This window comes from Luteibacter sp. P1_D3 (assembly GCF_056406135.1).
The window spans coordinates 37,713-47,494 of the sequence record NZ_JBFUAT010000034.1; the positions used below are offsets into that span (position 1 = coordinate 37,713).

Below are 9,782 nucleotides of genomic sequence, written 5' to 3' on the forward strand. Positions count from 1 at the left end.
TTACTTCTCCGGAAACCTCGGCAGCAGGCAACTCACCCGCTGCTTGAAGTCGACGAAGAGGTACACATCGATGAGCGCCCCTTCGCCAAGGATGTACTTGAAGGGGAGCTTCATGTCTTCGATGGAGGCGTAAGTCACCTGATAGTTCTTCCCCGCCATCTCGAGATTCGAGGTCAGACGCGAGAAGCGCACCGGCTGGCTACCGTGCGTGGCGTCGCGGAGCTTTAGCTCACCACCGCGCTGCAACGGCCCCTGCGTACTCGGCTGGTTCGATGTGAGGTAGAACGTCGTACCCGTGTCGAAGAGGACGTTCTGCGGAACACCGTCCACGCGGATCCGCTCCAGCACTTTCGGCGGCGATCCCCAGAACGTCGTGCCCAGGAGCAATGGCGTGTCGCAGGCCGGCTTCGTGGCGCCCTCGCCGTAAATCAGGACAGCATCCTTCTGGACTTCGAATGCTCCCAGGCGCTGGAGCGCGTCGATGCCGATGATGTTGCGCTCTTCGTCGATGATCGAGACCGGCAGGTTCTCGAACGTGATGTTCCCGAGCGTGAGCTTCTCGATGAGGCCCAGCTTCTTGACGGAAGCGCCGCCGAGCGCGCCGTGGACGTTGCCGTCCTTTTCGAGGAGCACCTTCACGCCGAGCTTCCTGGCGGTGTCCTCGCCAAGGAGGCTGTAGCCGCCGGTGTCCATCGTGAGCTGGAGGGATTGGCCGTTGACCGTCACCTCGACCAGGCTCGTCCGCTTGGGATTCCGTTTCAGCGGAATGCTGGTGACGCCGGCGGGCATGCTCACCTTGACCGGCGGCAGGTCCTTATAGAGCGGCGCCTGGGTCAGATCCGGGTTGTTGAGGTTCTCGGCCGGCAGCACGCCCTTGTAGCGTTCGGCGATGCTCTCTTCCTCGACCGCGGCCTTCTGGCGCTCCCCCATCAAGCGGAGATTGGCCGCGGCGAACCGGGCGCAGTAGTGGGCGATGAAAGGCTCGCTGGCCTTAAGGCTCGACTCGCAGGTGTTCGCAATCGCGCTCGACTGCTGGAAGTTGCCGTGGACGCGCTCGATGGCCATCGCGGCCAGCGCGTGCTCGATCGGGTCCTTGCTTTGGTATTGCGCCGTCAGGCCGTCGATATCGGCAAGGCCGATGGCGTGGTTGATCGAGGCGATGAGCGCGTTGCGCCCGGTGGCAGCGTGTACCTCGTCGGCAGAGGCGGCTGTGGCAAGGGTCGCGCACAGGGGGACTACCAGGGCGAGCAACTTCCGTTTTAGCACGACGAGACTCCATTCGAGGTATCCGGAGATACTGAGGTAAGTCTCATGGAGTTGGCAAGGCGTGGCGGTGACTGGGATGTGACACGAAAGCCGCCATCTACGCAGCGGACGTCCGCACCGACGGCACCGCCGCCCGAATCACCGACCATCCCGTCTTCAGGAACAACGCAGCAAGCGCAGCACCAAAGATCAGGTCCAGCCACCACCATCCGATCCAGGCGATCAACCCGCTGGTCACCAATACGCCCGCGTTGCCGATGACGTCGTTGCGGGAACACTGCCAAACCGAGCGCATGTTGATGTCGTCGGCGCGATAGCGAGTCAACAAGGCCAAGCACGCCCCGTTGAGGACGAGTGCGCCGGCGGCCGCCAGACTCATCAGGGTCGTAGCGGGCGGTACGCCGTGAGACAACCGATAGACCACCTCGGCCATCACCACCACCGCAAAGGCGGCCTGTAAGGCCCCCTTCGTCAGTGCGGACATCGCCCGGGCACGCAGGGCATGTCCCACCACCAGCAGGCTGATTCCATAGACAAGTGCGTCACCGAGGCTATCCAGCGAGTCGCCCTGCACCGCGCTGGAGCCGGCGACCCAGCCGACGCCGAACTCTCCGCCAAAGATCACCAGATTAATTGCCAGAACCAGCCAAAGGACGCGGCGATGCGCCCCGGTATCGGCCAGGGGGCGGGCGTCGCAGCTATCGTGTTGGCAGCAGGTCATGCGATTAGAATGAGGTCCGTAGTAACTACGGAGTCAACCGATGCGCATCAGCGAACTGGCCACCGCCACCGGGTGCAACCTGGAGACGATCCGTTACTACGAGCGGATCGCGCTTTTGCCTGAGCCATCCCGGCTCGGCACTTATCGCCAGTACGGACCGGACGATGTGGCCCGCCTGGACTTCATCATGCGTTGCCGGCATCTGGGTTTCAGCCTGGAGGAGACGCGGAGTCTTCTCGGGCTAAGCACCCAAGAGGACACGTCCTGCGCGGCGGTCGACGTTATCGTCCAGGCGCACCTGGAGCAGATCGAAGCGAAGCAGAAAGCGCTAGCGGCGATGGCGACCGATCTGCGCGGGATGCTTACTTCGTGTGCGAAGGAGACCGTCGCTACGTGCAGCGTCGTGCGGACGCTGGCTCACTAGCCGCTGCCCTCCGTGGACTGCTTAAAGTAGGCTGCATTTCTTTGAATCGCCGGCTCGAGCATCTGTAAGAGTTCGCTCGCCCGGGCTCTCAGCGGTTCCCACGCATGATGCTGCATGGTAGCGATAGACCCCTCGTGGCTCTTTGTACTCATGCCCTCCGGAACGAGAGCCTCCTCAGGCAGTTCCTTCATCGCACCCTCGAGTGCAAGGAGCGCCGACGTCTGAGCCTCGGTGAAGTAGGAGACGGAGCAGGTAACCAAAGGTGATATCGAGCCCGATATGTCGTGCTGCATTTCCCACGCGACGTTGTAGTTCCCCATCGCTTCGCACTGCTCTTCTGCACTGAGCTCAAGAATGCGAAGCGCTTCGAGGAAATAGAAGAGACTGTTTTCGAAGCTCTCTTCCACCGAGATTCTTTCGTTCACAACGGATTCTCCCGAGTCCTTCGGTGACGGCGCCGCCGAACCCGGCGGCGCCTCTGACCAACCTTCTTAGAATGCGTTTACTTCCGCGGCGCAATAATCTCACTCAAGTAATCCGGCGTCCCCGCAATCCGCACCAGATGCGGATACTGCAAGCCACCGTGGTAATCCACCGGAATCGTACGGATGCGACCCTGGTACTTCACCGTCAGGTCGATCGGCGTCTTGCTGCCCTTGGCGTCGGTGATCGCACTCGTCATCGCATCCTTCGAGTACACCGTGCCGTTCACCGCAATCACGGTCGCACCGGTGCTGACGCCTGCCTTGAATGCAGGACCATCCCAACGCACGTCGTTGACCTTGCCGGTGCTCGTCAGCGTCAGGCCGATCGACCAGGTGAAGTTGAGCATATGGCGCGACGATTCCGGACGGCTGTCGGACTGCGTCTCGAACTCGCTTTCCTTGTCGTCGTAGACCAATTTCCAACCAGAAGCCGCGAGGCCGTCCTGCAACGGCGGGTTGAGCGAGGTGGCGCGCGCCTTGATGAAGCTGGCCCAATCGAACGGGGCRACGCCGTTCAAGGCGGCGACCACGTCGTCGAACGTATAGGTCTTCGGTACGTAGCTACCGTTCTCCACACCGAAGAAGGCCTGCGCGAAATCGTCGAGCGAGTGCTTGTCCTTGGTCAGGCTACGCAGCTTGGCGTCCACGTCTAGCCACATCATCTGGCCGCCGCTGTAGTAGTCCTCGCTCATCTGCCAGCTGCGATACGGCAGCGGGGAACGGCGGGCGACAGTCGGGTCGTTGGTGGTGTCCTCGAGCGTGCGCCACTGGAAACCTTCGCGGTTGCGCTCGTAGTTCGCCGCGACCATGGCCAGGCCGTCGCGGAACTCCTGCGGCGTCCACATGCCGGCACGCGCGGTCAGGACGAAGCCCCAGTACTGCGTCTGGCCTTCGTACACCCACAACAGCGAATCGCCCATCGTGACGTTGAAGTTCGGCGTCCACAGATCGGCCGGGCGACGGAACTTGCCGTTCCACGAATGCGTGTACTCATGGGCGAGCAGGTCGCGCTCGGAGGCGTTCTCTTTCCAGGCGGTGAAGTAGTCGGCGCCCAGGCCGTCCTCGCTGGACTGGTGGTGCTCGGTGCCGTTGCCAGCCAGCTGGTCGGACAGCGAGAACAGGAAGTCGTAGTGGTCGTAGTGATGCGAGCCAAACAGCTTCGTCGCCTGGGTCACCAGGTTGCGATGCGCCGTCAGCTGCTCGGGCGTGATCTCCAGGAACTTCGGCTCATCGGCAACCACGTCGAGGAACACCGGCGCCTTGTCACCCGGGTTGAGCGGCACGCGCTTGAAGTACTGGCCCGCATAGATCGGCGAATCGACCAGGTTCTCGAAGCTCACCGACTTGAACGTGGTGGTGTCGCCGGACTTCGACCCCGTCTCCAGTGCGGTCCCGAGCTGCCAGCCCTTCGGTAGGGTCACGCTCGGCGCGAAGGTAATGCCGCGCGTGTAGTAACCCGCCGGGTAGAGCGCCACCTTGCTCCACTCCATGTACAGCATGCGATCGGTGATCTCGAAGTCTGCATCATCCGCACGCTCGGACAGGTACTGGAACTCCACGTCGATCGCCGAGACGCCGGCCGGCACGTCGAGATGGAAGGCGTAGACGTTGTACTCGTCACGCTTCCACTGGACCGGCTTGCCGTTCGCACCGATCTTGAGGCCGGCGAGCATCGCGATCGGACCGGTCGGCGAGTGGTCGCCCGGAATCCACTGCGGGTACAGCAGGGTCAAGGCACCGGCCTTTACCGGAATCGATTCGCGAACGCGGAAAATGCCCTGCGCCGTGTCGTTGGCATCGACATGGAGTGCCACCGTGCCGACGTACGGGGTGTCCTGCGGCGGCGGGACCTGGTCGGAAGGAACGTCCGCCGAAGCCGTGCCGGCGGCAAGCGCCAGGGCGAGGGCCAGGGAGAGACGCGAGAACTTGCGACGTGAAGCGGCCGGCAGACCGGCGAAGGACACTGGATGCATGAAAGGCTCGGCGAATGAGTGGGTGGGGACGGAGGCGGACACCGGGTCCGCGATGAATCATAGCCGCAGACGTCGCGCGATCATCCAGGGGCTTTGACGCCCCGCGGCCTGGACACTGCCGCGCGCTTGCCGACCGCACGCACGGCTTTCGTCGCCGGGGCGCAACGGCCGCCGCTCGCGGCACAACAGTTCTCGGTCAGGTAACCGACAAGGCCGTCCACCGCGTCGATCACCGGCGCGTAGTAAATGAAGCGACCACTCTGCGTGCTGGTGACCAGGCCCGCATGCAGAAGCTCTTTCAGATGAAACGAGAGCGTGGCGCTCGGCAGGCCGAGACGCTCACCGATGACGCCCACCGGCACGCCTTCCGGTCCTTGCTCGATCAGCAAGCGGAAAATCGCCAGCCGCGATTCCTGGGCAAGCGCGGAAAGGATCTTGATGGCGTCCGGTGTTTGCATGCGTCGACATTATATGTTTCGATATCTCTAGAATGATGGAATCGTCAACCTCAAGCAAGCCTCGGAGCGCATCGTGACGCCAGTCGATATTCCCCACCTCACAGGCGATCTGCCGCCRCCCGAGTGGGAGCGCCTCGCCATCGCCGGAGATGCCGGCCATCCGCCGCGCATCCTGATCCTGTACGGCTCGCTTCGTCCGCAGTCCTTCAGTCGCAAGCTCGCCTACGAGGCGGAGCGCATCCTTCAGCATCTTGGCGCCGAGACCCGCGTGTTTGATCCCGCGGAACTGCCCATGCTCGACAGCGTGCCCGCCGACCACCCCAAGGTGCAGGAGCTGCGCGCGCTTTCCTTATGGTCCGAAGGGCAGGTGTGGATCAGCCCCGAGCGCCATGGCTCGGTCACTGGCGTCTTCAAGAACCAGATCGACTGGCTGCCTCTTGAGGACGGCAGTGTTCGCCCGACCCAGGGAAGGACCTTGGCGGTCATGCAGGTGTCTGGCGGCTCGCAGTCGTTCAACGTGGTCAACGCCTTGCGCGTGCTGGGCCGCTGGATGCGCATGGTCACCATTCCGAACCAGTCCTCCGTGGCGAAGGCCTGGAACGAGTTCGACGCCGCTGGCCGGATGAAGCCCTCACCGTATTACGATCGCGTCGTCGACGTCATGGAAGAGTTGATGAAATTCACCCTTCTGGTTCGCGGGCGAAGCGACTATCTGGTCGATCGCTACAGCGAGCGCAAAGGCGCTACCGAAGCACGAGCACTGGCCGCCGCGGCGGCCGTGGTGGAACCTACCTCATGACCATGAAAGCAACGATCTATCACAACCCCCGCTGCGGAACGTCGCGCAACACGCTGGCTATCCTCCGGCACGCGGGCATCGAGCCGACCGTCATCGAATACCTGAAGACACCGCCGGACCGGGCCACCCTGCTCCGCCTGCTGGTCGACGCCGGGCGTACGCCGCGCGAAGGCGCGCGGCAGAAAGAAAAGCTGTTCGAGGAACTCGGCCTGCGCGATCCGTCCGTGAGCGACGAGGCGATTCTCGACGCCATGCTGGCCAACCCGATCCTGATCGAGCGGCCGTTTGTCGTGACCGAGAAAGGCACGCGGCTTTGCCGTCCGTCCGAGGTGGTGCTCGAGATCATCCCGCCGTTGCCGGGGCCGTTTACCAAGGAAGATGGCGAGGTTGTGGGCGCCTGACGGAGACACAGCTCGATGAGCCGCGAACCCCACATTCATTGCCCGCGTTGCACCTGGGACGGAATAGCGAGCTCGATACCGCGTCCGGCGCAGGCCCTGTCCGCCACGTTCATGTGATCCACACCGAGATAGACGAACCCCCGAAGACGAATGACTCGACCAACAAATAGTTCGGGACGTCTCAAGACACTACACACGTCTGTCGATATGACCTTGGTCTCGACTTTCGTCGCGCTGGCGAGCAGTCCGGGAGGCGCACTGGCGAGCGCCAGAAACGTCAGTGAAGCGAAGAAGCCACGTATTGCCATCTCACCCCCGTCGGTGGGTATGCCACATCATGCGCGCCGAATTTACTGATGACCGGGCACGAACCAACGGCGCATACGTACCGTCGCGGTGTGATTTACCATATCCCATCCATCAGCCCCAAGGACCGCCATGCTGTCGGAAGATGAACTGGCCCTCCTCGAGGCGATCCGCGAGACCGGCAGCCTCTCCCGCGCAGCAGCACGCCTGGGCAAAGCCCCCTCGACGCTCTCGAACGCGGCACGCCATCTGGAAGAGCGCTTCGACGCCCTGCTCTTCGATCGCCGGCGTTATCGGCTCCAGCTCACCCCGGCCGGGCAACTCCTCACCAACGAGGCGGCCCGCCTCATGGCCGACCATGCGCGTCTCACCCAGCGCGTCAAACAGGTCGCCAGTGGTTGGGAGGATCGGCTCTCGATCGTGACCGACGAGATCCTCGAGTTCGAGCTGCTCTTCCCGTCGCTGCGTGCCTTCGACGCACTCGACTCGGGCGTGCAGTTGCGCCTGACCCACGAAGTGCTCGGTGGCACCTGGGAAGCCTTACGGGAAGGTCGTGCCGACCTGGTCGTCGGGGCGACCAACGAGCCGCCGGCCATTCCCAAGCTTCGCTGGCATGAGCTCGGTGTCATGGAATGGGTGTTCGCTGTCTCGCCGCGACACCCCTTGGCCAAGGTGGTTGAACCGCTGGACGCCGACACCGTGGCGAAGCATCGCGCGATCGTCGTCGCCGATTCGTCCCGGACAGCGTCGCGTGGCTACGGCACCGTCGGTGGGCAAGGCAGGCTTGCGGTCCCCAGCATGCGGGCGAAGATCCTCGCCCAGCGCGACGGACTGGGCGTGGGCTGGGTGCCCAAGCACCGAGCGCAAGCGCTGATCGCTGCCGGCCAGCTTGTTGAAAAACGCGTGGCCGATCCGCGTGAGCCCAACACTTTGTACGTCGCCTGGCGCGGTGACTCGGAAGGCCGCGCCCTTGCCTGGTGGGTCGAACAGTTCCGGCAGCCCCGGCTGGCGAAACGCCTGATCCAGGGGCTGCCGATTACCGTCTAGCGTGACGCCTTACAGCTGGCTCATACCGCCGTCGATGATGATCTCGGTGCCGACGATGAAGGCCGACTCCGGCGAGGCGAGGTGCAGCACGGCCGCGGCGACTTCTTCCGAGCGACCGAAGCGACCGACCGGCACCTGCGCCAGGATGCTAGCCGCCGTTTCCTTCAGGGTGGCTTCGTCCATGCCGAGCTTGCCGTAGAGCGGGGTCTCGATCGGGCCCGGGCTGACCACATTGACGCGGGCGCCCTGCGGAATCAGTTCGGCCGACAAGGTGCGGGCGAACGAAATCAGCGCAGCTTTGGTCGCGGCATACACCGACGAACCCGGCATGCCGATGTGCGCATTGATCGAGCCATTCAAGACGATCGACGCGCCCTTGTTGAGCAGTGGCGCCAGCGCCTGCAGCTGGAAGTACGCACCCTTGACGTTGGTGTCGAAGCTGAGGTCCCACAGCGCCTCGTCGACCTGCGCCAGAGGGGCGAACTTGGCCACACCGGCGTTGATAAACACGGCGTCCAGACGCAGACCCAGCTCACTGACCTTGGCGGCGAGGGCGCGGGCATCGGAGAGGACTCCGGCGTCGTTGCGGATGACGATGGCCTTGTCGCCAAGCAGAGCCGCGGTCCGCTCGATGCCGGCGGGGTCACGCCCCGTGACGAGCACGGTAGCGCCCTCGTCGATAAAAGCCTTGGCGACGGCGAGGCCGATGCCGCTGGTGCCACCGGTGACGACCACGTTCTTACCAGTAAAACGGTTCATGACGTTACTCCGAGAGGGATGGTGATAATTACTTACGAGCGGAAGGAAGGAAACTGACTAAAGCGGCGATGACCTGGTCCGGCTGTTCTTCGGCAATCCAATGGCCGGCGTTCTCGATCTGGACAGTGCGGACGTTGGTCGCCACATGGCTCATCTGGTCACCAATCAAGGGACCGAAGCTACCGGTGCCACCCAAGGCAAGCACCGGCATGGTCAACGGGGTACGCGAGAAGACGGCATTGTCCTTCGCATCCTGGCCAAAGGCGCGGTAGTACTCGAAGCCGGCGCGCAGGGCGCCCGGCATGCTGTACTTGCGAACGTAGTAGTCGTCGACTTCCTTGGTGAACGCGCCAGCATTGACCGCCTCGTTGTTGTGGAACCACGGCAGGAACTCAGCGACGTGATCCTGGACCAGCAGCTCGGCCACATCGCGCTGACCGAAGAAGTGGAAGTGCCAGACGCGATCGGTGCCAACGAGCTTGTCCCAGGGATCGATACCGGGCAGCGGCACGTCCATGATGGTGAACGTACGCGTTTCCGTCGGGTACTGGCTTGCATACGCATACGCCACCATGCCGCCCATGTCGTGGCCGACCACGCTTACGTCCGGGCCGAGCTTCAGCGCTGCGACCAGGGCGTGGATGTCCTGGGCGATGTTGGCCTTCTCGTAACCGGTGGCGGGGCGACTGGTGTCACCCAGGCCGCGAAGGTCCGGGGCGAGGACGGTGTAACCGCGATGGGCCAGCGCCGGCATGACGTACCGCCACATGTACGAGGTCGAGCCCCAGCCGTGAAGCAGCACGATCACCTGGGGACCGCCACGAGCGATCAGGTAGTGGTAGCGAACGCCGTTGACCTCCTGCTTGCCCTCGTGGACCAGCGCCTGATCGGCAGCCGACGGGAGGGGTGCGGCCTGAGCGTGGGATGACACCGGGGAGAACAGCGCCGAGGCACCGAGGAACAGGGCGGCGGCGTAGACGAAGCGCTTCATGGGAGAACTCCAGTGAGGGACTGGAGATCATGCTGCGCCTGCTATGGCGGTAAGACGTCCCGGGGTTTCGACGAACACGTTCGATCAAACCGAACATGTTTCGGCAACGAAAAAAGGACGCCCAACCCCTAGGGTCGTGCGTCCTCTACTCC

General features: G+C 63.5%; 11 protein-coding genes. 4 read left to right on the top strand and 7 right to left on the bottom strand.

Going from position 1 to position 9,782, the window contains the following annotated elements; translation table 11 throughout:
• Together AC1DYM_RS18685 and AC1DYM_RS18690 are read right to left on the bottom strand one after the other, a co-directional pair.
• Nucleotides 1–1,266, bottom strand: coding sequence for a retropepsin-like aspartic protease family protein (locus tag AC1DYM_RS18685; protein WP_477340879.1), 1,266 nt, complete (start codon nucleotides 1,264–1,266; stop codon nucleotides 1–3).
• A 97-nt stretch (nucleotides 1,267–1,363) separates the two neighbouring features.
• Nucleotides 1,364–1,987 carry a cation efflux transmembrane domain-containing protein gene (locus AC1DYM_RS18690; protein ID WP_477340881.1) on the bottom strand — a complete coding sequence of 208 codons (624 nt, stop codon included), beginning with the start codon at nucleotides 1,985–1,987 and terminating at the stop codon, nucleotides 1,364–1,366.
• 40 nt (nucleotides 1,988–2,027) lie between these two features.
• Between AC1DYM_RS18690 and AC1DYM_RS18695 the strand changes: the two genes are divergently transcribed.
• Nucleotides 2,028–2,411: a MerR family transcriptional regulator gene (locus AC1DYM_RS18695; RefSeq protein ID WP_477340883.1), complete on the top strand. Its 384-nt coding sequence runs from the start codon at nucleotides 2,028–2,030 to the stop codon at nucleotides 2,409–2,411.
• On the opposite strand, the gene AC1DYM_RS18700 is transcribed toward AC1DYM_RS18695, so the two are convergent.
• From AC1DYM_RS18700 to AC1DYM_RS18710, 3 genes are all read right to left on the bottom strand, one after another.
• Nucleotides 2,408–2,836, bottom strand: a complete 429-nt coding sequence (locus AC1DYM_RS18700) for a hypothetical protein (protein WP_477340885.1) — start codon at nucleotides 2,834–2,836, stop codon at nucleotides 2,408–2,410. The genes AC1DYM_RS18695 and AC1DYM_RS18700 overlap by 4 nt on opposite strands.
• Before the next feature lie 77 nt (nucleotides 2,837–2,913).
• The gene (locus tag AC1DYM_RS18705) at nucleotides 2,914–4,869 is read right to left on the bottom strand and encodes a M61 family metallopeptidase (protein ID WP_477340887.1); all 1,956 of its coding nucleotides are present in this window, start codon (nucleotides 4,867–4,869) and stop codon (nucleotides 2,914–2,916) included.
• An 80-nt stretch (nucleotides 4,870–4,949) separates the two neighbouring features.
• Nucleotides 4,950–5,327, bottom strand: a complete 378-nt coding sequence (locus AC1DYM_RS18710; RefSeq protein WP_477340889.1) for an ArsR/SmtB family transcription factor — start codon at nucleotides 5,325–5,327, stop codon at nucleotides 4,950–4,952.
• Between the two features lie 73 nt (nucleotides 5,328–5,400).
• Here AC1DYM_RS18710 and arsH point away from each other — a divergent pair, with 73 nt between their 5' ends.
• The 3 genes from arsH to AC1DYM_RS18725 all read left to right on the top strand — a co-directional run bounded on the left by arsH (nucleotide 5,401) and on the right by AC1DYM_RS18725 (nucleotide 7,880).
• The gene (gene arsH, locus AC1DYM_RS18715; protein ID WP_477340891.1) at nucleotides 5,401–6,126 is read left to right on the top strand and encodes an arsenical resistance protein ArsH; all 726 of its coding nucleotides are present in this window, start codon (nucleotides 5,401–5,403) and stop codon (nucleotides 6,124–6,126) included.
• A gap of 2 nt (nucleotides 6,127–6,128) precedes the next feature.
• Nucleotides 6,129–6,527, top strand: coding sequence for an arsenate reductase (glutaredoxin) (arsC, locus tag AC1DYM_RS18720; protein ID WP_477340899.1), 399 nt, complete (start codon nucleotides 6,129–6,131; stop codon nucleotides 6,525–6,527).
• Between the two features lie 438 nt (nucleotides 6,528–6,965).
• Nucleotides 6,966–7,880: a LysR family transcriptional regulator gene (locus tag AC1DYM_RS18725; RefSeq protein WP_477340893.1), complete on the top strand. Its 915-nt coding sequence runs from the start codon at nucleotides 6,966–6,968 to the stop codon at nucleotides 7,878–7,880.
• 9 nt (nucleotides 7,881–7,889) lie between these two features.
• Here the strand turns inward: AC1DYM_RS18725 and AC1DYM_RS18730 are convergent, their stop codons facing one another.
• Both AC1DYM_RS18730 and AC1DYM_RS18735 read right to left on the bottom strand, forming a co-directional pair.
• Nucleotides 7,890–8,639, bottom strand: a complete 750-nt coding sequence (locus AC1DYM_RS18730; RefSeq protein ID WP_477340895.1) for an SDR family oxidoreductase — start codon at nucleotides 8,637–8,639, stop codon at nucleotides 7,890–7,892.
• 28 nt (nucleotides 8,640–8,667) lie between these two features.
• On the bottom strand, nucleotides 8,668–9,630 hold the full coding sequence (locus tag AC1DYM_RS18735; protein WP_477340897.1) for an alpha/beta fold hydrolase: 963 nt from the start codon (nucleotides 9,628–9,630) through the stop codon (nucleotides 8,668–8,670).
• Between the last annotated feature and the right edge of the window lie 152 nt (nucleotides 9,631–9,782).

Excerpts from the sequence above, each read along its gene's own strand:
- AC1DYM_RS18710 (WP_477340889.1), bottom strand. The coding sequence starts at position 5,327 with ATGCAAACACCGGACGCCATCAAGATCCTTTCCGCGCTTGCCCAGGAA.
- arsC (WP_477340899.1), top strand. The coding sequence starts at position 6,129 with ATGAAAGCAACGATCTATCACAACCCCCGCTGCGGAACGTCGCGCAAC.
- AC1DYM_RS18725 (WP_477340893.1), top strand. The coding sequence starts at position 6,966 with ATGCTGTCGGAAGATGAACTGGCCCTCCTCGAGGCGATCCGCGAGACC.
- AC1DYM_RS18690 (WP_477340881.1), bottom strand. The coding sequence starts at position 1,987 with ATGACCTGCTGCCAACACGATAGCTGCGACGCCCGCCCCCTGGCCGAT.
- AC1DYM_RS18735 (WP_477340897.1), bottom strand. The coding sequence starts at position 9,630 with ATGAAGCGCTTCGTCTACGCCGCCGCCCTGTTCCTCGGTGCCTCGGCG.
- AC1DYM_RS18730 (WP_477340895.1), bottom strand. The coding sequence starts at position 8,639 with ATGAACCGTTTTACTGGTAAGAACGTGGTCGTCACCGGTGGCACCAGC.
- AC1DYM_RS18695 (WP_477340883.1), top strand. The coding sequence starts at position 2,028 with ATGCGCATCAGCGAACTGGCCACCGCCACCGGGTGCAACCTGGAGACG.